Below are 22,931 nucleotides of genomic sequence, written 5' to 3'. Positions count from 1 at the left end.
AACTCCGTGCACGTACTGATTCTGGGGGGAACGACCGAGGGCCGCCTTCTGGCGGAGCTCCTCGCGGACGAGACGGGGGTCCGGGTGACCAGTTCCCTGGCGGGTCGGGTCGCGGCGCCCCGGCTGCCGCCCGGCGAGGTGCGCGTCGGCGGCTTCGGCGGGGCCGAGGGGCTGGCGGCGTGGCTGCGGGAGCACCGCGTGGACGCGCTCATCGACGCCACCCATCCTTTCGCTGGGACGATCTCGTTCAACGCGGCGAAGGCCGCCGCGCTCGCCCATGTTCCCCTGCTCGCGCTGCGCAGGCCCGGCTGGGTGGCGGGACAGGGCGATGACTGGCACGAGGTCGGTTCGCTGGATCAGGCAGCACAGGTGCTTCCTGAGCTGGGGCGGCGCGTGTTTCTCACCACCGGGCGGATGGGGCTCGCCACGTTCTCCGGGCCTGAACTGGCTGATCTCTGGTTCCTCGTACGTTCGGTCGACGCGCCCGAGCCGCCGTGTCCCGCGCGCATGGAGGTACTGCTCGACCGAGGGCCTTTCGCCCTCGACGGGGAACGGGAACTGCTGCGGCGGCATCGGATCGACGTCGTGGTGACCAAGGACAGTGGGGGTTCGGCCACCGCACCGAAGCTTGTCGCCGCGCGCGAGGCGGGGATTCCTGTCGTGGTGGTGCGAAGGCCCGCCGGGCCGGAGGGGGTTGTCGGCGTCGCCACGCCGGGGGAAGCGGTTGCCTGGGTGCGCCTGCTGTGTGGTTAGGCGCGGGTTGTATGTGGCTGGTCGCGCAGTTCCTCGCGCCCCTTACAGGGGCACGGATCCGCCCCGTAAGGGGCGCGGGGAACTGCGCGACCAGCCCCCACACACCCACAGCCGACACGCGCCCGCAGAACCCCTAGTCCGGATACCGCCGAGGAGTCCACACAACCTGCTCCGCGCCCCCGCGCCTCCGTACCCACCGGGTCTGCGAGGACCCGACGATCAGCAACGTCCGCATGTCGACCTCGGCAGGGTCGAGGTCACCGAGCCGCACCACTCGCACGCTCTCCTCAGGTCCTCCGACGTCACGCCCGAGCACCACCGGCGTATCCGGTGCCCGGTGCTCCAGCAGAAGCTCCCTCGCCTTGCCCACCTGCCACGTGCGGCTGCGCGAGCCGGGGTTGTAGATGGCGATGACCAGGTCCGCCGCGGCCGCCGCGGCCAGCCGCTCCGCGATGACCTCCCACGGCTTGAGACGGTCGGAAAGAGAGAGGGTCACGTAGTCGTGGCCGAGGGGCGCGCCCGCGCGGGCGGCGGCGGCGTTCGCGGCCGTCACCCCCGGCAGCACCCGCACCGGAACATCCGCGTACTCCTCCTGCGAGGCGACCTCCAGGACGGCCGTGGCCATCGCGAAGACGCCCGGGTCACCGCCGGAGACGACGGCGACGCGACGGCCCCGCTTCGCCAACTCCAGGGCGAACTCGGCGCGTTCGGACTCGACGCGGTTGTCGGAGCCGTGCCGCTGCTGTCCGGGGCGGTGCGGCACGCGGTCGACGTACGTGGTGTAGCCGACCAGGTCGTCGGCCTCGGCGAGGGCGCCGCGCGTCTCGGGGGTCAGCCAGAGCGGGCCCGCGGGACCGGTGCCGACCACGACGACCTCACCGCGCTCCGGGTCCGCCGAAGGCTCGGGCGCGGGACCGCCCGTCAGCGGCGCCACCCGGCTCGGCAGCACCGCCACGGAGAAGTACGGCACCGACTCCGGGTCCACGTCGGCCAGTTGACCGGTGCGCTCGCCCTGCATGGTGGCGCGCTCCACGTACCGGGCCTCGTCGAGGCGGCCCGCGCGCTCCAGGGCGCCGCGCACCTTGCCGAAGGTGCGGCCGAGCTTCATGACGACCGCCGAGTCCGTGGCCGCGAGGCGTGCGGCCAGTTCCTCCTCGGGGAGCGTGCCCGGCAGGATCGTGAGCACCTCCTCGGCCTCCACCAGGGGCTCGCCGAGCCGGGCCGCCGCCGCGCTCACCGAGGTCACCCCGGGGATCACCTCGGTCGGGTAGCGGTGCGCGAGCCGTTTGTGCATGTGCTGGTAGGAGCCGTAGAAGAGCGGGTCGCCCTCGGCGAGGACGGCGACCGTGCGGCCCGCGTCGAGGTGGACGGCCAGGCGCGCCGCGGCCTCCTCGTAGAAGTCGTCGAGAGCGCCCCGGTAGCCGCCGGGGTGGTCGGTGCTCTCCGTGGTGACGGGGTAGACCAGCGGCTCCTCGATGTGGTCGGCGCGGATGTGCGCGGCCGCGATCGAGCGGGCGATGGAGCGGCCGTGCCGGGCGGAGTGGTACGCGACCACGTCGGCGGCGGCGATGGTCTCCACGGCGCGCACGGTCATCAGGGACGGGTCGCCGGGGCCGAGCCCGACGCCGTAGAGCCGGCCCTGCGGGCTCTGCTCGGTGTGCACGCCGCTCATTCCGCTTCGCTCGCAATCGCGTTGATCGCCGCCGCGGCCATCGCGCTGCCGCCCCGACGTCCCCGTACGACCAGGTACTCCAGACCGGAGGAGTGCTCGGCGAGCGCGTCCTTGGACTCGGCGGCGCCGACGAAGCCGACCGGTATGCCGAGGACCGCGGCCGGACGCGGCGCGCCCTCCTCGATCATCTCCAGGAGGCGGAAGAGCGCGGTGGGCGCGTTGCCGATGGCGACGACCGAGCCTTCGAGGCGGTCGCGCCACAGTTCCAGGGCGGCGGCGCTGCGGGTGGTGCCCATGCGCTGCGCGAGGTCGGGCACGGACGGGTCGGCGAGCGTGCAGATCACGTCGTTGTCGGCGGGCAGCCGCTTACGCGTGACGCCGCTCGCGACCATGTTCGCGTCGCACAGGATCGGCGCGCCGTCGCGCAGCGCCTTGCGGGCGTCGGCGATCACGCGCGGGCTGTAGGCGAGGTCGCGCACGAGGTCGACCATCCCGCAGGCGTGGATCATCCGCACCGCGACCTGACTGACGTCGGCGGGCAGGCCCCCGAGGTCCGCCTCCGCGCGGATGGTGGCAAAGGACTCGCGGTAGATGGCCGCGCCGTCCTTCTCGTAGTCGAACACTGTGCTCTCGCTCATCTCGTGGCCGTTGTTGCCGTTGGTTTCGTGGGGATACGTGCCGTGGTGACCGTCTCGGTCAGGGTGCCGCCCGTCATGGGCGCGCGGTCCTCGCCGACGATGCGCACCGTCACCTCGTACTGCCCGTCGCCGGTGGCGAGGACGTCGACCCAGTCGCCCCACGGGTGCCCGCAGCGCCGTTCGCAGCCGGACCAGTGGACGGGCAGACCGCCGAGGCCGGGGACGGCGTCGGCGCGTACGTCGGAGAGGGACTTGGCGCAGCCGGGGCGTCCGGTGCAGGCGCCGACGCCCAGCCAGGGCGATTCGGCGTCGGTGATGTGCCCTGCGTCGGCGAGTACGGCGAGGCGCTCGCGGGCCGCGGCCTCGTCGGCGAAGCCGGGGACGACGAAGCCGCGCCAGGGCGTGACGCGCAGTTCGTCGGCGGGCAGCGGCAGGAGGGCTCGCCACTGGGCGGCGGTGACGCGGCCGAGGGGGGCGTTGACGACGACGGCGTCGCCGACCACCCCGGGTGCCTGCGGGGCACTGCGGGCGACGGACCACGGCTCGGCGCGCACGGCGTCGATGCCCGCGCGCTCCAGTGCTCCGGCGAGGTCCACGCGCCGCTCGCGGGGCAGCTCCCACACCCGCCAGGCGCCGTTGCCCGCGGCGGTCGCGGCGGCGAGGAAGGCCCTCGCGGCGGTGAGTGCGGCGCGGGGGGCGTCGGCTCCGGCGACCCGGAACGCCAGGCCGCCGACGCGGACGATCGCCGTCCCGCCCGATTCTGCGATCAAGGTCACATCGCCGCCGAGCCCGACGACGTCCCCGCGCCCGTCGTCCAGGGCGAACAGGAAGCGCCCTGAGAGCTCCGCGGTCCACCCCTCGGAGCACAGGAGTCCGTCCAGCTCACGGGCCCACAACTGCACGTCACCGTGGCCGAGTCGGTCGATTCCCGCCAGCGGTGACGCCACCACGTTGCGGATGCGTTCGTGCCGTTCGGAGGGGAGCAGGCCCGCTTGTGAGAGCAGCGCGGAGAGTTCGCCGCCGCAGGTCTCGCCGAGGCCGCGCAGCTCGATGTTGCCGCGCGAGGTGATGCTGAGGTTGCCGTCCGCCAGACGCTCCGCGGCGGTGGCCAGCACCTCGGCCTGACGGGACGTCAAAAGGCCGCCGGGCAGGCGGAGTCGGGCGAGGCGGCCGTCGTCGGCGCGGTGCAGGCGAAGGGCTCCGGGGCAGGCGTCGCCCCGGTCACGTATGGGGGGTTCGCCCTGTTTTGGGGATGTTGCTCGGGTGGGCGGCATGGCGGCGAGCATACCCACGCCGATCCGGCGGGACGCCTCCCGAGACGGGCCGTCCTGGCAGGTGGCCGCACCGCCGACCGTGGGCAGGACTTACTATGCAGGCGGCGGACCGCCAGGTCCGTCGACGCCAGCGACGGCGTGGGTCCACCAGGACCCGAAGGAGGAAGCCCGGTGCGAATCCGGCGCGGTCCCGCCACTGTGAGCCCCACCGACGTGGGGTGAGCCAGGAACTCCTGCCGTCCATACGACCACCCGGGGCGCGGACACCCCGAGGAAGGCCTGCGCCCGCATGCTTCTGCTGCTGTCGACCTCCGACACCGACCTGCTCAGCGCCCGCGCGGCGGGAGGCCCGGTCGACTACCGGTTCGCCAACCCCTCCCGCCTGGACCTCGACGGGCTGCCCGCGCTGCTCGACGGCGTCGACCTCGTCGTCGTACGCCTCCTCGGCGGTGTCCGAGCCTGGCAGGACGGCCTCGACCAGCTCACCGCCAGCGGCCTCCCGGTCGTCGTGCTCACCGGTGAACAGGCGCCCGACGCCCAGCTGATGGCCTCCTCCACCGTGCCCGTCGGCATCGCCGCAGAGGCGCACGCCTACCTCGCGCACGGCGGCCCCGCGAACCTGGAGCAGCTGGCCCGCTTCCTCTCCGACACGGTGCTGCTCACCGGCCACGGCTTCGAGCCGCCCGCGGCCGCCCCGTCCTGGGGCCCCCTGGAGCGCGCCGCCCGCGCCGACGGCACCGAAGGCACGGACAGCCCGACCGTGGCCGTGCTCTACTACCGCGCCCACCACATGAGCGGCAACACCGCGTTCGTGGACGCCCTGTGCGGCGCCATCGAGGACGCGGGCGCACGGCCCCTGCCGCTGTACGTGGCCTCGCTGCGCGCCCCCGAGCCCGAGCTGATCGAGGAGCTGCGCGCCGCCGACGCCATCGTGACCACGGTCCTGGCGGCCGGCGGCACCAAGCCCGCCGAGGCCTCCGCGGGCGGTGACGACGAGTCCTGGGACGCGGGCGCGCTGACCGCCCTGGACGTGCCGATCCTGCAGGCGCTCTGCCTGACCGGGTCGCGCTCGGCCTGGGAGGAGAACGACGAGGGCGTATCGCCGCTCGACGCCGCGAGCCAGATCGCCGTGCCGGAGTTCGACGGACGCCTCATCACCGTCCCCTTCTCCTTCAAGGAGATCGACGAGGACGGCCTCCCCGCGTACGTCGCCGACGCCGAGCGCGCGGCCCGGGTCGCCGGAATCGCCGTACGCCACGCGCGCCTCAAGCACATCCCGGCCGCCGACAAGCGCCTCGCGCTCGTCCTGTCCGCGTACCCGACCAAGCACTCCCGCATCGGCAACGCGGTGGGCCTGGACACCCCCGCGTCCGCCGTGGCGCTCCTTCGCAGGCTCATCGGCGAGGGCTACGACTTCGGAGCCGCGGAAGAGATCCCCGGTCTCGTCTCCGGCGACGGCGACGAGCTGATCCGCGCGCTGATCGACGCGGGCGGCCACGACCAGGACTGGCTGACCGAGGAGCAGCTCGCCGCCAACCCGGTGCGCATCCCCGCCGCCGACTACAAGCGCTGGTACGCGACGCTGCCCGAGGAGCTGCGCGAGTCCGTCGAGCAGCACTGGGGCCCGCCGCCCGGCGAGATGTTCCTCGACCGGTCCCGGGTGGGCCAGGGCGGCGACCCGGAGGGCGACATCGTGCTCGCCGCCCTGCGCCGCGGAAACCTCCTGATCATCATCCAGCCGCCGCGCGGCTTCGGCGAGAACCCGATCGCGATCTACCACGACCCCGATCTGCCGCCCTCGCACCACTACTTGGCGGCCTACCGCTGGATCGCGGCGTCCGCGTCGGACGGCGGTTTCGGCGCCGACGCGATGATCCACCTCGGCAAGCACGGCAACCTGGAGTGGCTGCCGGGCAAGAACGCGGGCCTCTCGGCGGCCTGCGGCCCCGACGCCGCGCTCGGCGACCTGCCGCTGATCTACCCCTTCCTGGTCAACGACCCGGGCGAGGGCACGCAGGCCAAGCGCCGCGTGCACGCCACGCTCATCGACCACCTGGTGCCGCCGATGGCGCGCGCCGACTCCTACGGCGACATCGCGCGCCTCGAGCAACTCCTCGACGAGTACGCCCAGATCAGCTCCATGGACCCGGCGAAGCTGCCGGCGATCCGCGCGCAGATCTGGACGCTCATCCAGGCCGCGAAGCTCGACCACGACCTGGGCCTGGAGGACCGCCCGGACGACGACGGCTTCGACGACTTCCTGCTGCACGTCGACGGCTGGCTCTGCGAGATCAAGGACGCCCAGATCCGCGACGGCCTGCACGTCCTCGGCCAGGCCCCGAAGGACACCGACCGCGTCAACCTCGTCCTCGCGATCCTGCGGGCCCGCCAGATCTGGGGCGGCACGACGGCGCTGCCGGGTCTGCGGGAGGCGCTCGGCCTGGACGAGTCGGCGGCCACGCGCACCAGCGCGGACGAGGCCGAGGACAAGGCCCGCGCCCTGGTCCAGGCGATGGACGACGCAGGGTGGGACCCCGCCGCGATCGCTTCCGTGGCCGCCGACCAGAGCGAACAGGTCGCCGCCGTCCTGGAGTTCGCCGCCCGCGAGGTCGTGCCGCGCCTCGCGGCCACCACCGCCGAGCTCGACCACGCCGTACACGCCCTGAACGGCGGCTTCGTCCCGGCGGGACCCAGCGGCTCCCCGCTGCGCGGCCTGGTCAACGTCCTGCCGACCGGCCGCAACTTCTACTCGGTCGACCCGAAGGCCGTCCCTTCCCGCCTCGCGTGGGAGACGGGCCAGGCCCTGGCCGACTCCCTGATCGAGCGGTACAAGTCCGACAACGGCGAGTACCCCACCTCCGTGGGCCTCTCCCTGTGGGGCACCAGCGCGATGCGCACCGCGGGCGACGACGTCGCGGAGGCCATGGCCCTGCTCGGCGTCCGCCCCGTCTGGGACGACGCGTCACGCCGCGTCACCGGCCTGGAGGCCATCCCGTACGAGGAGTTGGGCCGCCCTCGCATCGACGTGACGCTGCGCATCTCGGGCTTCTTCCGTGACGCGTTCCCGCACACGATCGGCCTGCTCGACGACGCGGTGCGGCTCGCCGCCTCGCTGGACGAGCCCGCGGACCACAACTACGTACGCGCCCACACCCAGGCCGACCTGGCCGAGCACGGGGACGAGCGCCGGGCCACCACCCGCATCTTCGGCTCCCGCCCCGGGACGTACGGCGCGGGCCTGCTCCAGCTCATCGACTCCCGCGACTGGCGCACCGACGCGGACCTCGCCGAGGTCTACACGGTGTGGGGCGGGTACGCGTACGGCCGCGGCCTGGACGGGCGTTCGGCGCGCGAGGAGATGGAGACCGCGTACAAGCGCATCGCGGTGGCGGCGAAGAACACGGACACCCGCGAGCACGACATCGCGGACTCGGACGACTACTTCCAGTACCACGGCGGCATGGTGGCCACCGTGCGCGCGCTGCGGGGCACGGCCCCGGAGGCGTACATCGGTGACTCGACGCGCCCCGAGACGGTCCGCACCCGCACGCTGGTCGAGGAGACCTCACGCGTCTTCCGGGCCCGCGTCGTCAACCCCAAGTGGATCGAGGCGATGCGTCGCCACGGCTACAAGGGCGCCTTCGAACTCGCCGCCACCGTGGACTACTTGTTCGGGTACGACGCCACGACGGGCGTCGTCGCCGACTGGATGTACGACAAGCTCACGGAGACGTACGTCCTGGACCCGACCAACCGCGAGTTCCTCCAGGAGGCCAACCCCTGGGCCCTGCACGGCATCGCGGAGCGCCTCCTGGAGGCGGAGTCGCGCGGCATGTGGGCGAAGCCGGACCCGGCGGTGCTCGAAGCGCTGCGCCAGGCGTACCTGGAGACGGAAGGCGACCTGGAGGACGAGGGCTGAGCCGGGAAGGGGGACGCTCTGCCATGACGACCGGAACCGCCACCCGGTACCTCTACCTCGCCCGGCACGGTGAGGCCACCGCCGACGAGAGCGGGCTGACGGAGACCGGCCGCCGTCAGGCCGTGCTCCTCGGCGAGCGGCTGCGCGGCGTACCGCTGGCGGCGGTCCACCACGGGCCGCTCCCCCGTGCCGAGCAGACCGCGCGGCTGGTCGGCGAGCAGCTCGACGGCGTCCCCCTGCACCGCTCGGAACCCGCCGGGGACTACGTCCCGTACCTGCCGCAGGCGGCCGAACTCCCGCAGGAGATCGCCGAGTCCACGCTGCGGCGCCTGGCGGAGTTCCCGGCGGCGGAGCGCGAGGGCGGCCCCGCACTGGTCCGTGAGGCCATGGCGCGCTTCACGGGTCCGGTGCCGGGCGACGAGCCGCGCCACGAACTGGTCGTCACCCACAACTTCCTGGTCGCCTGGCTGGTCAGGGACGCGCTGGACGCCCCGCCGTGGCGCTGGATCGGCCTGAACCACGGCAACACCGCGCTGACCCTCATCCGCTACGCCCCGGGCCGACCTCCCACCCTCGTCTTCCAGAACGACGCGCGGCACCTGCCGAAGGACCCGGCTCAGACGACCTGAGGCAGCGCCAAGTTGTTGACCAGCGGCCCTTCGATGGTGACGCCTTCGGTGATCAGGGACTCGGTGACGGGCAACGGCGCGGGGTTGGCCACGGCAGCGGCGGCGGGCACGGCGGTCACCGCCAGGGACAGGGCGAGGGCGCCGAGCAGGGCGGCGGAGGCGACCAGAACGCGACGAGAGCGCATGCGACTACCTGTCTTCTTGGAAAGGCCGAAAGGCCGAAGGAATTCGGGGTCTGGGGTTCGGGGTCTGGGGTTCGGAGTCTGGGGGTTCGGAGTCTGGGGGTTCGGCAAGGAACCGAGAGGGCAGCGAGGCTAACCCCTCCTGGACAATCCCGCGCATCCGACGACCCTTTCGTATGATCGTCAGTGACTTCCTGATCGCGCCGGGGTTACACACGGCGAGACGGGCCGCGGTCGGCGACCCGTACCCGCACGGTCCAAGGAGGCTGCAGTGAACGGCAGTTGGGTACAGGCAATGTCCCGTTGGGCGCTGGTCGCAGCGATGGCAACCGCACCCGCTGTCCTGTGCTCCGGCACGGCGCACGCCGACGAGACCCACACGAACGCGCACAACGCACCCAAGGTCGCGCTGATCAACACCGGCCAGATCGACGACCCGCTGGAGGACGTGCTGGAGCACACCCTCAACTTCGGGGACGGCTACAGGTGGGACTGACGCCCCCGGCTCCCCACGGCTGACCGGCCACGTGCGCGGACCCCTGCCCCGGGGTTCGCGCACGCGCGCTTCACGGCAGCACCCCGCTACCTCACTACCTCACCTCACGGAGCGAGGCAGGAAGCCCCCGGAACCTCCGCCGGCACCCCGGGGCTCGCGGGATCGACGAGGGTGGTGACATCACCGGCCGACTGCGTCAGGCAGTCGACGGTGGTGACGGGATCCGGCACGGCACTGGCGGTCCCGGCGAGAACCCCCACCAGCGAGACGGCCCCCAGGGCGACGGCGACGGCGCGGCGCATATGAACTCTCCTTTGCGTCAACGGACTTCGTTTGCGACTCGATACACGACACGAGCCGCCCGGTGGCTCCCCACCGCGGTCCGCCGATAAGCCCCACATCACCCGTACGTGAACGCCGTAACGATCCGCCTCAGCACTTCACGCTCAAGTTCTTCTCCGCGAACAGGAGCAGCCGGACAGACGATCCTTCTCCAAGTCCCTCGCCGTCGGCACGCTGTCAGAAGACCACCATCACAGGCGTTCCGAACCCGATGTCTCCCGGTGCGGGCGGGCCGACAGGCCGTCGATGCTGGTGGAGTTCTTCTTCCGCATGTACTCCTCCAACTCCTCGTCGGACTTGCGCATGCCCCACTGGTCCTGGAGGTCACGCTCGCGGACCAGGTCCATCTCCGGCACGGTGAATCCGCAGGAGTCGGTGATGCGGGTGAGCGAGACGACGATGATGGAGCGCGGGATCGGGTGCTTTCCGAAGTGGCCGATCAGGGTGTCCCACTCGGGGGCGTCGGGGAAGACGCAGCGGGCGGTGCCGTACAGCCGCAGGGTCTTGGGGCGGCGGGTGAACGAGCAGAACATCAGGGTGATGCGGCCGCTCTCGCGGACGTGCGCGATGGTCTCGGCCCCGGAACCTATGAGGTCCAGGTAGGCCACCGTCGTGTCGTCGAGGATGACGAACGTGTCCATGCCGCCCTTGGGCGAGACATTGACGTGGCCGTCCGCGGACAGCGGCGCGGTGGCCGTGAAGTACAGGGGCGCCTGGGCGATGAAGTCACGCAGCGCGGGGGTCAGCCCTTCGTAGAGCTTGCCCATAGGGGATTACCTCTCAGAACTCTCTCGACTCTTGCGGCTCTGCGAAATCACTCACCTCTCTCGGCTGCCTAAGCTCTCCGGACTCCCCGGAGCGGCATGCAGGCTCCCGTGCAGATGGACCAGGCCGCCGCCCGGGGAGCCGACCCGTACGTGCTCCACGGCGCAGACGATCAACTCGTGGTCGCCCAGCGTCAGTTGATGGTGGCGCGTGCCGACCAGCCACGCGGCGCAGTCGTCGAGCAGCGGCACCCCGTGCGGTCCCGTGTGCCAGCGGGTGGGCGGCGCGAACCGGTCGACGCCCGTGGCCGCGAACCGCTCGGCCACCTCGCGCTGGCCCGCGCCGAGCAGTTGGATCCCGAACCTCTCGCAGTCCTTGACCCTGGCCCAGGTCGACGACGTCTCGGCGAGCGCGAAGGAGACAAGGGCCGGTTCGGCGCTCACCGAGGTGAACGACGTGATCGTCACCCCGGCGGGCCCCGAGGGCGTGGCCGCCGTGAGCACCGCGACCCCGGAGGCGTGCCCCCGCAGCGCGGTGCGCAGCTCGGCGGCGGCGACCGTGGGCACCGCGGTGGTCACGACGACGTCCCGGTGGGCGTGGTGCCGAGCAGCCGTTCGGGCCGGGGGGCCACGGCGGCGATGGAGCGCGGTGCGCCCGAAGCCGTGTCGGGCCGGGTCTTGATGCTGATCCGGTCGGCCAGTTCGTGGGCCAGGGCGCGCGCCTCGTCGGCCGAATCGCCGCGGACCATGAGCAGTCCCGAGCGGTCGTACGACCAGGCGATGGGAGCCACCGTGCCACCGGGCGCGGCGGAGAGCTGGAGGGTCACCACCCGCGGATCGGCGCGCACCTCGTCGGCTCCGGTGACGGACTCGACGATGCCGGGCTCGGCGGTCAGGAAGCGGATGGCGCCCCCGCCCCGTGCCGGTCCCGGTGTGATGGGCGCGGTGCGATCCGCGTACCAGAGGAAGGCCAGCGCGTCGATGTCGGTGCCGTACACCTCGGTGACCAGGTCGGCGATCCGGTCGCCGCCGCGCCGGTTGTGGGACTCCACCAGGCGGGGCCCTTCGGCGGTGACGATGACCTCGGAGTGCGAGGGGCCGTCCTTGACGCCCACGGCGTCCAGCATCCTGGTGACGAGCGACTCGATGCGGGCCGTGGTGTCCGCGTCGATGGCCGCGGGCTGGATGTGCCCGACCTCGACGAACGAGTCCAGCTTCTCCTTGGCCGTGTACGCGACGACCACGTGCTCGCCCGCGAAGCTGAAGGCCTCCACGCTGAACTCGGGGCCCCGCAGGTACTGCTCCATGATGAACGTGTGCAGCCCGAACTCCGCCGCCCAGGCAGCGACTTCGGGGACCGCGTCGGGGCCTTCCACCAGGCGCACGCCCAGGCTGCCCGAGCCGTACCTGGGCTTGATCACCGCGGGGCCGAATTCGGCGACGAAGGCGCGGATGTCGGCCTCGTCGTGCCCGAGGCGCGCGGCGACCCCCTCGATGCCTCGCTCGGCGAGCAACTCCCGGAAGGCCAGCTTGTCCTGCAGCACGCGGACGGTGTCGAGGCCGGTGCCCGGCAGGCCGAGCGCCGTCGTCGCGGCCGCCGCCGACTCCAGGCCGTCCTCGATCATCGAGATGACCCGGGCCAGCGGGCGGTGCCGGTGCACGGCCGCGAGGAGGTCCGCGACGGCCTGCGGGTCGCGGTAGTCCGTGAGGTGGGCCTCGGCGACCAACTCAAGGCCCGCCGTGTCCAGTTCGTGCGGGCCGTACACCCAGACGATGTCGAAGCCGGCCTGCCGCGCCTTCTTCAGGGTGGCGACCTGGCCGCCGATGACCGCGATCCGCGGTGCGGTCCCGTTCGTGTTTGTACTCGTGTTCTCGTTCTCGTGCGTCATGCGCGCAGCTCCCGTCCCGATGCCTTCTCCAGCCAGCGCACGACCTCGACGTTGTCGGCGCCGGCCGGCAGTTCTTCGTGCGCCTTCTCCCACAGATCTTGGCAGGCGTGCCCGAAGGCGGCGGGGCCGCCCGCGGAGTCGAGCAGCGAGGTGCCGATGCGGATGTCCTTGAGCATCAGGCGCAGCGCGAAGCCCGAGTCGAAGGTGCCGGGCAGGATGTGGTCGGGGAGCTTGGTCTGCGAGGCGTGGTTGCGGCCGGTGGAGGCGTTGATCACTTCCAGCATCGCCGCGGGTTCGAGGCCGAACGCCCGCCCCGCGAGCATGACTTCGGCGACCGCCGCCAAATTGACCGCGGAGAGCAGGTTGTTGAGCGCCTTCAGCGCGTGGCCCGCGCCCGCGGGGCCCACCCGGTACACCCGGCCGAGCGCGCCGAGCACCTGCTCCGCCCGCTCCACGTCGCCGGGTTCGCCCGCGGCCATCAGCGTCAGCTCGCCCGCGCGCGCGGCTGCCGGGGAGCCGGAGACCGGCGCGTCCACCACGGCCACCTGGTGCACGGCGGCGGCGCGGCCGAGGTCCAGCGTGTCCTCGGGCGCCGAGGAGCCCGTGTCGACGATCAGGGAGCCCGCGGCGAGATGCGGAAGCAGCTCGTCGGCCACCTGCCGGACCGCGGCGCCGTCGGGCAGCATGGTGACCACCACCGGCGCGGCCAGGTCCGCGACGGACTCCGCCGCGCGCACGCCCGGGTGCTCACCGGCCGCCGCGGCGACGCCCGCGTCGGTGTCGTACGCGATGACGTCGAACCCGCGCTCCGCGAGCCGACGGCACATCCCGCCGCCCATGGACCCCAGTCCCGCAAATCCCACCCGCATGATCCGTTCCTTTCTTCGTACGTGTGCTCAGGTCTCGGTGCTCAGGTCTCAGTGCTCGTGCCGCGGCACGACACGGCACGGCACGGCGTGCCGCCGCTCTCATCCCGCGAAGATGGCGACCAGCCCCCGGACGATCAGGACCAGCGCCGCGACGACCGCGAGGGCGAGCACCGCGCCGCGCATCCGGCCGCTGCCGTCCACATGCCGCCGGACAGGGCCCGACAGCGCGAAGCCGACCACCACGGCGGGCAACAGCAGGGCCCCGAAGGCCAGTTGCTCGCCCGAAAGACGGCCGACGACGGTGAGGGAGCCGAGCGAGAGCAGCGTCCCCGCCGTGTAGAAGACGTTGAGAGTGCCGCGGACCGTGGGTCCGGACTCCTGGTGGTAGACGAGCGCGATGAACGGCCCGCCGATGGACGACGTCGTCCCGGTCAGGCCCGCCACGGCGCCGGAGGCGATCAGGGTGCCCCGGTTCTTGGGCAGCCGGGCCGGGTCGAAGGCGAGGAGGGACACGACGCCCAGGGTGATGCCCGCCGAGAGCAGGTCGAGCGTCGGCACCGAGACCACCAGGACCACGGACGAGGCCGCCGCCGTGCCCACGACCCGCCCGGCCATCGCCCAGGAGACGCCGTACCAGTCGGTGTGGGAGATCTCCCTGACCGCCCCGAGCGCGGCCAGGACGGCGGCGACGAGCAGCAGCGACCCCGGCATGAGGTCCGGCGCGGCGATCTGCACCACCGGCGCCGACACCAGGGCGAGGCCCACTCCGAGGCTGCCCTGGACCAGTGCGCCGAGGAACACCGCGAGGGACGCGAAGGCCCAGACGGACAGTTCAGGCATCGACGGGCACCCCCGCACGCATCCGCTCCCCGGCCGCGCGGGCGACCCGCTCGGCCGCGACGCCCGCCACCGCGAGCACCGCGGCGGCCACCACCCAGCCGAGCGTCCCCGAGCCGAGCAGCAGCCCGGTGACCAACAAGGGCCCGAGGACCCGCTGTCCCGCCACGCTCAGATTGAAGACGGACAGATAGCGTCCGCGCTGCTCCTCGGGGGCCAGGGCGATGGACAGGTCCCACACCGCGGAGTTGGCGATCACCTCGGCCAGGGAGAGCGTCACCACGGCGGCGGCCAGCCACGCCACCGCGGGCCCGCCCCCGACGGAGCCGGACTCGGCGAAGCACAGACTGCTCACCGCGAGCACGGAGCCCGTCCACGTCAGCATCCGCGTGGTGCGCCGCTGGCTCGTCGCCAGCTTGCTGACCGGCACCTGCAGCACCACGACGAGCACGGTGTTCAGCGCGAACAGGACGGACACGGTGGCCCGTGGGGCGCCCGTGTGATCCAGGATCCACACGGGCATCGCGACGAGCAGCATCGTGTCGAAGAAGAACAGCAGGAAGTTGAGCCCGGTCAGCGTCAGATAGCGCGCGTCGGGCAACACCCGGCTCCTGACCGGCTGTTCACCGGCCGCCTCCGGAGCGGCATCGGCCGCGGGCGCGGCCGTTTCGGGCACCCGCAGCACGAGCACCGCGCCGCCCAGGAAGGCGAGCCCGATGGCGAGCAGCGTGACCCGGTAGGCGGCCTGGGTGTCGCCGACGAGCGCGGCGCCCGCCGCGATCGCGCCGACCCCGAGGCCGCAGTTGCGTACGACGTTGACCACCGCGAGCAGCCTCGTGCGCTCCTGGCGTTCCGGCACGGCCACGGCGACGAGCGCCTGGAGCACCGGTGGCCCCGCTCTGTCGCACGCCACCGCGCACAGCGTCACCACCATGAACTGCCAGAAGTCCGTGACGAAGACGTACGCCGCGCAGCACACCCCCCGCCCCAGGTACACGGCGGCGAGCACGCGTCTCGCCCCGTACCGGTCGGCGAGGGCCCCGCCGAGCAGGGAGATCCCCAGGGCCACGACACCGGCGACGGCGAGCCCGGAGGCCACCTGGTTCGCGGAGAGGTCCACCTGCCGGGTGAAGTAGGCCATGGAGCTCGCCATGAACAGGCCGATGCCGAGCGACTGGACGAGGGCTGCGGCGGCGAGCCTGCGGCCGCCCGCGGTGAGCGTCACGTCATTCGGTCCCGAAGTCGAAGTCGACCTGGTCCTCGAGCTCCATCTCGCGCACGATGCGCCGTACTCCGGAGAAGTCGCGCACCAGCAGGCCGGTGCCGGCCTGGCGGCGGCAGTCCTCGACGATCTCGTCGGCCTTCTCGAAGCCGGCCGCCTTCAGGATGCCGGGCCACACCGCGAAGTCCTGCTCCACGAAGGCGTGCAGCGCCTTGGGCAGCGAGTCGACGAAGGAGCGGCGCTGTTCGGTGTTCATGTGCACGTACAGCGCCTTGGCGACCTCGACCATGACGGAGGAGTGCGCGGACTCGTCGCGGGCGTGCAGGCGGGGCACCAGGGCGTGCAGCGGCTGGACGGTCTTGTCGCGGGAGAGCAACTCCAGATAGGCGTTGACGCTGATCTCCGAGACCGTCGTCCACACCAGCTTCAGCAGGTCGCGCTCCCAGCGCTCCGACACCTGCGCGTCGGCCTCCAGGAGACGGCGGTAGGTGACGGTGTGCGGGTAGGCGGGCTCGCCGGTGACCTGCCGGACCTCGCGGGTGCGCTGCATCGCGATCATGTGCATGTACGTGTGCCAGACTTCGTCCACGTGCGTCTGCTGGACGGCGCGCTTGAGCTGGACGCCGTCGGCACCGGGGAAGGCGCCGTGCATGATCATGGCGAAGGTCGGGTTGGCGACGTACTCCTCGGCCGCGATGACCCGCTCGTTGTAGACGAGCCAGGCCATGGTGAGGACCTTCTGGCGCTGCTCGGGCGTGGCCGCGAGGTACAGCGGGTGTTCGGCGAACGGCAGCAGGCGCTCCGGGTAGTCCGGCAGCTGCTCGTCGTACTCCTCCGGCTCCGATATCTGGTCCAGATCGGTGCGGATCGTGGCGCGCCGGGGCCAGGAGTCGGCGATCCGGCGCAGCACGGTCTCGTCGATGTGGTCGAACCCGTCCTCGACGGTGTGCTCGTGCTCGGTGATGCTCAACTCAACTCCCCTTCGTTTACGGCGTCCTGTGCGGCGGCGGTGATGGCCTCGGCCAGCAGGGCGAGGCCGGGCGCGAGGTCGTCGGCGTCCGCCACGATCGGCGGCATGATCTTGAGAACCTGGCCGCGGGCGCCGGAGGTCTCCACCAGGAGTCCGCGTGTGAAGGCGGCCCGCGAGACCTTGTCCGCGAGCGCCGGGTCGGTGAAGCCGAGCCCGCGGATCAGACCGCGGCCGAGGACGGTGCAGCCGAGGTCGGCGAACTTGGCGGCGAGTTCGGTGAGCCGGTCCTCCAGGGCGGCGGCGTTGCGCAGCACCTGTGCGGCGAACTCCGGCTCCGCCCAGCGGTCCAGGCACGCCGTGGCGGTCACGAAGGCGAGGTTGTTGCCGCGGAAGGTGCCGCTGTGCTCGCCGGGGCCCAGCTGGTCGAGCTCGGGGCGGACCAGGACGAGGGCCATGGGCAGGCCGAAGCCGCTGATGGACTTGGACAGGCAGATCAGGTCGGGGACGATGCCCGCCTCTTCGAAGCTGAAGAAGGTGCCGGTGCGCCCGCAGCCCGCCTGGATGTCGTCGACGATCAGCAGGATGCCCCGCTCGCGGGCGACGTCGGCGAGCCTGCGCAGCCAGGGCGCGCTCGCCGCCGAGAGGCCGCCCTCGCCCTGCACGGTCTCCACCACGAAGGCCGCGGGCAGGTCGATGCCGCTGCCCGGGTCGTCGAGCATCCGGGTCAGGTAGTCGATGGTGTCGACGCCTTCGCCCGCGTACCCCTCGTAGGGCATCCGCGTGACGTGGCCGAGCGGCACTCCCGCTGCCCCGCGCTTGAACGAGGTGGCGGACGCGGCGAGCGCGCCGAGCGAGAGGCCGTGGAAGCCGCCGGTGAACGCGATGATGTCGGTGCGCCCGGTGACCCTGCGGGCCGTCTTGAAGGCCGCCTCGACGGCGTTGGTGCCGGTCGGCCCGGTGAACTGCACCCGGTGGTCGAGCCCGCGCGGCGCGAGCACCACCTCGCGGAAGCGGTGCAGGAACGCGGCCTTGGCGCCGGTGTGCAGATCGAGGCCGTGGACCGGACCGTCGGCCTGCAGGTAGTCGATGAGGGCGGCGCGCACCTCGGGCGGGTTGTGGCCGTAGTTCAGCGCGCCCGCGCCGGAGAGGAAGTCGATGTACTCGCGGCCGTCCGCGTCCCACATCCGGTGGCCCGAAGCCCGCGTGAAGACGGCGGGGAAGCGTCGGCAGTAGGTGCGTACGGCCGATTCGAGCTCGTCGAAGACGGCCGTGTCCGACCCGGGGGTCACCGTTTGCGCGGCGAGTGGTTCGGCGGTGGTCATGAGGCACTCCAGGGGTCGATGCCGGTGATCTCGGCCGTCTCACGGGGGGTCAGGGCGGTGCGCGGGGAGAGCGGGAACCAGCCGGCGAGGCTGAGCCGCACCAGCTCGCGCATGCGGTCGGCGATCAGCTCGGGGGTGTAGCGCTCCGCCACCTCGGCCGCGTCGATCACCGGGGTGGGCGGGAAGTAGCGGCCGCCGGGCACGGGGCGCACGACGGCGTCCCACAGGTTGAGGCTCTGGCCGCCCCAGCGGGCCCGGCCGCTGAACACCGAGTACAGCGGGAGGCCTTCGGGGTGCGGGCGGCTGAGCGCCTGGTTCACCGCCTCGCTGACCATCTCCACGATCAGTCCGCAGCCGCCCGCGGAACGGGACCTGCGGGCCTGCGCGAAGAGCGCGAGGGCGCCGTCCAGGGCGTCGCCGTGCCGGGTCAGGCCGCCGCTCTGCGGGGTGTAGCCGAGGTGGGCGAGGGTGGGCGTGCCGGTCGCGGCGACCGCTTCGATGCAGTCGAACTCGCCCTCGCCCGCCACCTCGATCTTGACCGCGTCCGCACCGGCCGCGACGAAGCGGTCGGCGGCGACGCGTGCCGTGGCGGGGCTCTGCGTCGTCCCGTCCGGCAGGTCGGCGAGCAGGAACGGCCGCCGGTCCGCGGGGAATTCGGCGTCCAGCGCCTTGCGCACCTCGGCCACCAGGCCGGTGAGCGTGGCAAGGCCCCACTCCTGCTCGTCGGCGCCGGTCAGCGTGGTGCCGCTGCGGCCCAGGTGGGTCATGAAGTACGAGTCGCCGACCATCACGCACTCGACGGGGGCATCGAGCAGGTCCGGTGCGCGCAGCGCCTGGGCGAGGCCTTCGACCTCGTAGCCCCGATACGCGTTGATCTTGAGCCCGAGCTGTGCCGGACTGTCGTACCTGTGCAGGTACGGGGCCAGCGCGGAAGCCGCCGCCGGCCTGGCCACGGTGGTGTCAACGGTCATGGCCGCCCTCCCAATAGATCTTGTTGATACGGCCGATGGCGTCCACGACCCGCTCTTCGGGCGCGGCGGTGAAGCAGAGCCGGGCCCAGCCGTCGCAGTGGGCGCCGAACACCCGGCCGGGCGCGAGTCCCACCCCTGCCTCGGCGCAGCGCCGCACGAACTCCTCGCCGTCGCCGTACCGGGAGAGGTCCAGGAAGGTGTAGAGCCCGCCCGTGATGCCGGTGTGCGGGATCTCCAGGGCGTCGTCGGCGAGGTGCCAGGCGCGCTCCGCCTCCGCCCGGCGCCGCGCGAGCTCGTCGGCGGGGGTGGCGAGGGCACGGAACGCGGTGTACTGCGCGGCGGTGGACACCGAGTACAGCGTGTGCAGCGACCACTTGGTGAGGGTCTCCTCCGCGCCGGGCGGCGAGATCAGATGGCCCACGCGGGTGCCGGGCATCGCGTACGTCTTGCTGCAGCTGTGCACCGAGAAGGTGCGCTCGGCGGCGCCGGGAACGGTCGCCGTGTCGAGGAAGCCGCCGTCGCTGAAGTCGTAGTTCTCGTACGCGTTGTCGGCGATCAGCCACAGGTCGTGGCGTTCGGCGAGCGCGGCGAGGGCGGCGAGGGCCTGCTCGTCCAGGCGGAAGCCCGTCGGGTTGTTGGGGTTGTTGAAGTAGATCGCGCGGGTGCGCGGGCCCACGGCCCGCTCGATCTCCGCGATGAAGTCGAAGTCCGGGTCCTCGCTGAGCTCCAGGAAGACCGGCACCTCGCGCGGTGTCCCGCCGGCCGCCCACACCAGGCCGGTGGCGAACAGCCACTGCGGGGAGAGGATGAGGACCTCGTCGCCCGGGGTCAGGATCGCGTGCAGGGTCACCGCGATGGCGTGGGTGGCGCCGCTCGTGACCAGGACCTGCCCGGGGTCGACGGCGGTGCCCCGGCGCGCGCTCGCCGCGTCGGCGAACGCCGAGCGCAGGGCAGGCACTCCGGAGGGCGGCGCGTGCTCGTGCGCCGCGATCCCGAACTCCGCGCGCTCCCAGGTGCCGGGGCGCGCGCACGGCTCGAAGACGGTCTTGCCCTGCTGCAGCGGGACCGGCTCGGCGTGCGCGCCGGAGCGCAGCAGCCGGTCGACGGTCACCAGCGGGGAGGGCGGTATCTGATGGAGGGTTCTACCGAACGACGGCATGAGGTGTACTCACTTCTGAACGTGGAACGGACCCGGGCCGAGCGGGAGTTCGGCGGCCGCGCCCCTGGCGGGCCGGTCGATGCCGAGGTTTCCGCGCAGGGTGGTGCTCTCGTACTCGGTGCGGAACAGGCCGCGGCGCTGCAGTTCGGGCACCACGAGGTCGACGAAGTCGTCCAGGCCCTCGGGGAGCACGGGCGGCATGACGTTGAAGCCGTCGGCGCCCTCCCCGGTGAACCACTCCTCCATGAGGTCGGCGACGTCCTGGGGGGTACCGATGACGATGCGGTGGCCGCGGCCGCCGGTCAGGGACTGGTAGAGCTCCCTGATCGTCAGGCCCTCGCGGCGCGCCTTGTCGTAGACGAGCTGCTGGCGGCTGGTGCTGCCCTGGGTGGGCGGCAGTTCGGGCAGCGGCTCGTCCAGCGGGTAGCCGGAGATGTCGATGTCGCCGAGGAGCTGCGTGAGCAGGCCCAACCCGACGACGGGGTCGACCAGTTCCTGCAGTGCGGCGTACTTGTCCTCGGCCTGCGCGCGCGTGCGGCCGATCACGGGGAAGAGGCCGGGCATCACCTTCACCTGGTCGGCGTCGCGCCCGTAGGCGGCCACCTGCTGCTTGATGCCGCGGTAGAACGTCCGCGCCTCGTCCAGGGTCTGGGCCGCGGTGAAGATCACCTCGGCCCAGCGGGCGGCGAAGTCCTGGCCGTCCGCGGAGGCGCCGGCCTGGACGAGCACGGGGTAACCCTGCGGCGAGCGGGCCACGTTGAGCGGGCCGCGCACCGAGAAGTGCTCGCCCTTGTGGTCGAGCACGTGCAGCTTGTCGGGGTCGAAGTAACGCCCCGACTCCTTGTCGTACCCGAAGGCGTCGTCGTCCCAGCTGTCCCACAGGCCGGTGACGACCTCCATGAACTCCCTGGCCCGGTGGTAGCGCGAGCCGTGGTCGGGCTGGGAGTCGCGGTTGAAGTTCTTCGCCTCGGCGTCCGTCACCGAGGTGACGATGTTCCAGGCGGCCCGGCCCGCGCTGAGGTGGTCGATCGAGGCGAACTTCCGCGCGATGTGGAACGGTTCGTTGTACGTCGTCGACGCGGTCGCCGCGAGGCCGATGTGCGTGGTGTGCACCGCGAGGGCGGACAGCAGCGTCAGCGGGTCGAACTGGAGGAAGCGGCCCCATCGGCTCAGGTCGTCGGCGTTGCGGTACGGAGTGCGGATGCCGACGCCGTCGGCGACGAAGAACATGTCGAACTTGCCGCGCTCGGCGGTGTGCAGGAGCTCGCGGTAGTGGGCGAAGTCATGGCCGCCGTCCGCGGGGGCCGTGGGGTGCCGCCAGGAGGCCACGTGATAGCCGGGGGAAAGGAGAAAGGCTCCCAGACGGAGCGTACGGCGTGTCACGCCCATTGCAGGTCTCCGGTGTCCTTGCAGGTGAGGAGCTTTGGATCGAGACGGACACTAGATGAGCGGTGAAGTGCGGACACGGTTCTGCGTGCACTGTGGCTTTATCGCGGAAAGCCCCTTCTGCTTCTTTTGATTACCTCGCGGTAACGGCCCGATTGCAGCGGTGGAACGGCGTGGGCCCCGCACCCTCGGAAGGAATGCGGGGCCTGGCGACGCCGGGGCGTCCTCGTGGTGCGCTCAGTGGGGGCGACGGGTGCGGGAGGCGCCGTGCGTGGGTTCGTAGTGGTGCTCGGGGCGGCCCGCACCGCCGTATTTCAGGGCGAGTTGGACGCTGCCGCGCTCCTGCAGATGCTTGAGGTAGCGCTGGGCGGTGGAGCGGCTCACCCCGGTGAGGTCGGCGACCTCCTGAGCGGACAGCGCCTTGCCCGCCCCGCGCAGCACGTCGCGGATGCTCTCGGTGGTCGCCGCCGAGTATCCCTTGGGCGGCACCTCCGCCTGGACGGGAGTGTGGAGCGTGCCGAAGATCTCGTCGACCTCGCCCTGCCCCAGGGAGTCGAAGCGTTCGAGGCGGTCCCGCATCTGCGCGTACGACGTCAACTTGGCCCGCAGCGCCGCGAAATTGAACGGTTTGACCAGGTACTGCAGGACGCCGTTGCGCAGCGCCGAGCGCACGAGCTCCGCCCCGTGGGCCGCCGAGATCATGATGACGTCGGTCTCGTGGCCGAGCCTGCGGAGCCTGCGCACCAGCTCGATCCCGTCCTCGTCGGGGAGGTAGTGGTCGAGCAGGATCAGATCGACGCTGCCGCGCTCGACGGCCATCAGCGCCTCGGCGGCCGTGTGAGCCCGGCCCACGACGCGGAATCCCGGGATGCGGGACACATAGGCGGAGTTGACCTCGGCGACGTAGAAGTCGTCGTCCACGACCAGTACGTCGATCATGGTGTTCACAGCGCGACTCCCGCCGTCATGGAGGGATCCCGGGGCAGCCGGACCGTGAACACGGCACCACCGCCCGGCCGTTCGGCGAGCCGGACCGATCCGCCGTAGCGCCGCGCGACGCCGTCGACCAGCGTGAGACCGACGCCCCGGCCCCGGTGGGAGGGCGCCTCCTTCGTCGACCAGCCGTCGAGGAACACCGCGTCCCGCAGGGCGGCGGGGACACCGGGCCCGTTGTCGGCGACGCTCAGCACCGTGGCGTCGGCCTCCGACCACATGCCGACCTCGGCGAAGGGCTTGGCCGCAGGGTGCTCGGCAGCCGGGTGCTCGGCGGCCGCTTCGACCGCGTTGTCTATGAGGTTGCCGAGCACCGTCACCAGGTCGCGTGGATCGACGGCGGGGCGGGACGGTGGTGGCTTGTCGGCCAAGCGGAGGGTGACACCCCGCTCCGCGGCGGCTGCCCGCTTGCCGGCGAGGAGGGCGTGGAGGAGCGGCTCGGACGGTCTCTCACGGGGTGGCTCGGACCGGGGCGCGCGCTGCCGGACCCGCGCGAGGTCGCCGGAGAGCTCGGCCACAAACTGCCTGGCCAGCGCGTACATTTCAAGGTCGAGAAGACCTGCGAGGGTGTGCAGGTAATTCGCCAGTTCGTGGTCCCGAGCCGGTGACGTCGCGGCGAGAATTCGTTGGTTCTTCAACTTCCC

Annotated in this window: 22 protein-coding genes and 1 riboswitch; of the genes, 4 read left to right on the top strand and 18 right to left on the bottom strand. The window is 72.3% G+C overall.

Translation table 11 applies throughout. The features are described 5' to 3' along the window. The first annotated feature begins 6 nt into the window (after window positions 1–6). The gene (locus tag AB0B50_RS40990) at window positions 7–753 is read left to right on the top strand and encodes a cobalt-precorrin-6A reductase (protein ID WP_362341954.1); all 747 of its coding nucleotides are present in this window, start codon (window positions 7–9) and stop codon (window positions 751–753) included. 133 nt (window positions 754–886) lie between these two features. On the opposite strand, the gene AB0B50_RS40985 is transcribed toward AB0B50_RS40990, so the two are convergent. The 3 genes from AB0B50_RS40985 to AB0B50_RS40975 are packed head-to-tail and all read right to left on the bottom strand — an operon-like array spanning window position 887 to window position 4,349. Next, window positions 887–2,425, bottom strand: coding sequence for a precorrin-2 C(20)-methyltransferase (locus AB0B50_RS40985; protein WP_362341953.1), 1,539 nt, complete (start codon window positions 2,423–2,425; stop codon window positions 887–889). Further along, window positions 2,422–3,063: a precorrin-8X methylmutase gene (locus AB0B50_RS40980; RefSeq protein ID WP_362341950.1), complete on the bottom strand. Its 642-nt coding sequence runs from the start codon at window positions 3,061–3,063 to the stop codon at window positions 2,422–2,424. The genes AB0B50_RS40985 and AB0B50_RS40980 overlap by 4 nt, the downstream gene beginning before the upstream one ends. Continuing rightward, entirely contained in the window at window positions 3,060–4,349 is a 1,290-nt protein-coding gene (locus tag AB0B50_RS40975) for a cobalamin biosynthesis protein CobG (RefSeq protein ID WP_362342042.1), read from the bottom strand. Before AB0B50_RS40975 ends, AB0B50_RS40980 begins: the two co-directional genes overlap by 4 nt. A 105-nt stretch (window positions 4,350–4,454) precedes the next feature. After that, window positions 4,455–4,593: riboswitch (cobalamin riboswitch) on the top strand. Between the two features lie 33 nt (window positions 4,594–4,626). On the opposite strand from AB0B50_RS40975, the gene cobN reads away from it, so the two are divergent. Both cobN and AB0B50_RS40965 read left to right on the top strand, forming a co-directional pair. Then, window positions 4,627–8,256 carry a cobaltochelatase subunit CobN gene (cobN, locus tag AB0B50_RS40970; protein WP_362341947.1) on the top strand — a complete coding sequence of 1,210 codons (3,630 nt, stop codon included), beginning with the start codon at window positions 4,627–4,629 and terminating at the stop codon, window positions 8,254–8,256. A 23-nt stretch (window positions 8,257–8,279) separates the two neighbouring features. After that, window positions 8,280–8,885 (top strand): histidine phosphatase family protein, encoded by a 606-nt coding sequence (locus AB0B50_RS40965; protein WP_362341945.1) that lies wholly within the window; start codon window positions 8,280–8,282, stop codon window positions 8,883–8,885. On the opposite strand, the gene AB0B50_RS40960 is transcribed toward AB0B50_RS40965, so the two are convergent. Beyond that, entirely contained in the window at window positions 8,873–9,070 is a 198-nt protein-coding gene (locus tag AB0B50_RS40960) for a hypothetical protein (protein WP_362341942.1), read from the bottom strand. The genes AB0B50_RS40965 and AB0B50_RS40960 overlap by 13 nt on opposite strands. A gap of 292 nt (window positions 9,071–9,362) precedes the next feature. On the opposite strand from AB0B50_RS40960, the gene AB0B50_RS40955 reads away from it, so the two are divergent. Then, window positions 9,363–9,563 carry a hypothetical protein gene (locus AB0B50_RS40955; protein ID WP_362341939.1) on the top strand — a complete coding sequence of 67 codons (201 nt, stop codon included), beginning with the start codon at window positions 9,363–9,365 and terminating at the stop codon, window positions 9,561–9,563. Window positions 9,564–9,667: 104 nt separating this feature from the next. Here AB0B50_RS40955 and AB0B50_RS40950 read toward each other — a convergent pair whose 3' ends face one another. The 14 genes from AB0B50_RS40950 to AB0B50_RS40885 all read right to left on the bottom strand — a co-directional run bounded on the left by AB0B50_RS40950 (window position 9,668) and on the right by AB0B50_RS40885 (window position 22,925). Next, window positions 9,668–9,865 carry a hypothetical protein gene (locus AB0B50_RS40950; RefSeq protein WP_362341936.1) on the bottom strand — a complete coding sequence of 66 codons (198 nt, stop codon included), beginning with the start codon at window positions 9,863–9,865 and terminating at the stop codon, window positions 9,668–9,670. A 231-nt stretch (window positions 9,866–10,096) separates the two neighbouring features. Beyond that, a complete protein-coding gene (locus AB0B50_RS40945; RefSeq protein WP_362341933.1) occupies window positions 10,097–10,672 on the bottom strand; it encodes a pyridoxamine 5'-phosphate oxidase family protein in 576 nt (191 codons plus the stop codon). Between the two features lie 51 nt (window positions 10,673–10,723). After that, a complete protein-coding gene (locus tag AB0B50_RS40940; protein ID WP_362341931.1) occupies window positions 10,724–11,248 on the bottom strand; it encodes a flavin reductase family protein in 525 nt (174 codons plus the stop codon). Next, complete coding sequence (locus AB0B50_RS40935) at window positions 11,245–12,558, bottom strand: ATP-grasp domain-containing protein (RefSeq protein WP_362341929.1); 1,314 nt, start codon at window positions 12,556–12,558, stop codon at window positions 11,245–11,247. Before AB0B50_RS40935 ends, AB0B50_RS40940 begins: the two co-directional genes overlap by 4 nt. Then, window positions 12,555–13,427: an NAD(P)-dependent oxidoreductase gene (locus tag AB0B50_RS40930; protein ID WP_362341926.1), complete on the bottom strand. Its 873-nt coding sequence runs from the start codon at window positions 13,425–13,427 to the stop codon at window positions 12,555–12,557. Before AB0B50_RS40930 ends, AB0B50_RS40935 begins: the two co-directional genes overlap by 4 nt. Before the next feature lie 99 nt (window positions 13,428–13,526). Then, window positions 13,527–14,267, bottom strand: coding sequence for a TSUP family transporter (locus tag AB0B50_RS40925; protein ID WP_362341923.1), 741 nt, complete (start codon window positions 14,265–14,267; stop codon window positions 13,527–13,529). Further along, window positions 14,260–15,489 (bottom strand): MFS transporter, encoded by a 1,230-nt coding sequence (locus AB0B50_RS40920; protein WP_362341920.1) that lies wholly within the window; start codon window positions 15,487–15,489, stop codon window positions 14,260–14,262. Before AB0B50_RS40920 ends, AB0B50_RS40925 begins: the two co-directional genes overlap by 8 nt. A gap of 1 nt (window position 15,490) precedes the next feature. Continuing rightward, complete coding sequence (locus tag AB0B50_RS40915) at window positions 15,491–16,456, bottom strand: diiron oxygenase (RefSeq protein WP_362341917.1); 966 nt, start codon at window positions 16,454–16,456, stop codon at window positions 15,491–15,493. Further along, a complete protein-coding gene (ectB, locus tag AB0B50_RS40910) occupies window positions 16,453–17,778 on the bottom strand; it encodes a diaminobutyrate--2-oxoglutarate transaminase (protein ID WP_362341914.1) in 1,326 nt (441 codons plus the stop codon). Before ectB ends, AB0B50_RS40915 begins: the two co-directional genes overlap by 4 nt. Then, on the bottom strand, window positions 17,775–18,749 hold the full coding sequence (locus AB0B50_RS40905; RefSeq protein WP_362341911.1) for a 3-methyl-2-oxobutanoate hydroxymethyltransferase: 975 nt from the start codon (window positions 18,747–18,749) through the stop codon (window positions 17,775–17,777). The genes ectB and AB0B50_RS40905 overlap by 4 nt, the downstream gene beginning before the upstream one ends. Continuing rightward, entirely contained in the window at window positions 18,739–19,908 is a 1,170-nt protein-coding gene (locus AB0B50_RS40900; protein ID WP_362341908.1) for a pyridoxal phosphate-dependent aminotransferase, read from the bottom strand. Before AB0B50_RS40900 ends, AB0B50_RS40905 begins: the two co-directional genes overlap by 11 nt. Window positions 19,909–19,917: 9 nt before the next feature. After that, a complete protein-coding gene (locus AB0B50_RS40895) occupies window positions 19,918–21,291 on the bottom strand; it encodes an LLM class flavin-dependent oxidoreductase (protein WP_362341905.1) in 1,374 nt (457 codons plus the stop codon). Between the two features lie 240 nt (window positions 21,292–21,531). Beyond that, entirely contained in the window at window positions 21,532–22,233 is a 702-nt protein-coding gene (locus AB0B50_RS40890) for a response regulator (protein WP_362342039.1), read from the bottom strand. A gap of 5 nt (window positions 22,234–22,238) precedes the next feature. Then, window positions 22,239–22,925: an ATP-binding protein gene (locus tag AB0B50_RS40885; protein ID WP_362341902.1), complete on the bottom strand. Its 687-nt coding sequence runs from the start codon at window positions 22,923–22,925 to the stop codon at window positions 22,239–22,241. Window positions 22,926–22,931: the final 6 nt, after the last annotated feature.

It is taken from the genome of Streptomyces sp. NPDC041068 (assembly GCF_040647455.1).
GTDB lineage: Bacteria > Actinomycetota > Actinomycetes > Streptomycetales > Streptomycetaceae > Streptomyces.
This window is presented reverse-complemented; position numbering and strand designations above follow the sequence as displayed.

Coding starts and splice junctions, on each gene's coding strand:
- AB0B50_RS40985 (WP_362341953.1), bottom strand. CDS start 2,425: ATGAGCGGCGTGCACACCGAGCAGAGCCCGCAGGGCCGGCTCTACGGC.
- AB0B50_RS40980 (WP_362341950.1), bottom strand. CDS start 3,063: ATGAGCGAGAGCACAGTGTTCGACTACGAGAAGGACGGCGCGGCCATC.
- AB0B50_RS40975 (WP_362342042.1), bottom strand. CDS start 4,349: ATGCTCGCCGCCATGCCGCCCACCCGAGCAACATCCCCAAAACAGGGC.
- cobN (WP_362341947.1), top strand. CDS start 4,627: ATGCTTCTGCTGCTGTCGACCTCCGACACCGACCTGCTCAGCGCCCGC.
- AB0B50_RS40965 (WP_362341945.1), top strand. CDS start 8,280: ATGACGACCGGAACCGCCACCCGGTACCTCTACCTCGCCCGGCACGGT.
- AB0B50_RS40960 (WP_362341942.1), bottom strand. CDS start 9,070: ATGCGCTCTCGTCGCGTTCTGGTCGCCTCCGCCGCCCTGCTCGGCGCC.
- AB0B50_RS40955 (WP_362341939.1), top strand. CDS start 9,363: ATGTCCCGTTGGGCGCTGGTCGCAGCGATGGCAACCGCACCCGCTGTC.
- AB0B50_RS40950 (WP_362341936.1), bottom strand. CDS start 9,865: ATGCGCCGCGCCGTCGCCGTCGCCCTGGGGGCCGTCTCGCTGGTGGGG.
- AB0B50_RS40945 (WP_362341933.1), bottom strand. CDS start 10,672: ATGGGCAAGCTCTACGAAGGGCTGACCCCCGCGCTGCGTGACTTCATC.
- AB0B50_RS40935 (WP_362341929.1), bottom strand. CDS start 12,558: ATGACGCACGAGAACGAGAACACGAGTACAAACACGAACGGGACCGCA.
- AB0B50_RS40930 (WP_362341926.1), bottom strand. CDS start 13,427: ATGCGGGTGGGATTTGCGGGACTGGGGTCCATGGGCGGCGGGATGTGC.
- AB0B50_RS40925 (WP_362341923.1), bottom strand. CDS start 14,267: ATGCCTGAACTGTCCGTCTGGGCCTTCGCGTCCCTCGCGGTGTTCCTC.
- ectB (WP_362341914.1), bottom strand. CDS start 17,778: ATGACCACCGCCGAACCACTCGCCGCGCAAACGGTGACCCCCGGGTCG.
- AB0B50_RS40905 (WP_362341911.1), bottom strand. CDS start 18,749: ATGACCGTTGACACCACCGTGGCCAGGCCGGCGGCGGCTTCCGCGCTG.
- AB0B50_RS40900 (WP_362341908.1), bottom strand. CDS start 19,908: ATGCCGTCGTTCGGTAGAACCCTCCATCAGATACCGCCCTCCCCGCTG.
- AB0B50_RS40890 (WP_362342039.1), bottom strand. CDS start 22,233: ATGATCGACGTACTGGTCGTGGACGACGACTTCTACGTCGCCGAGGTC.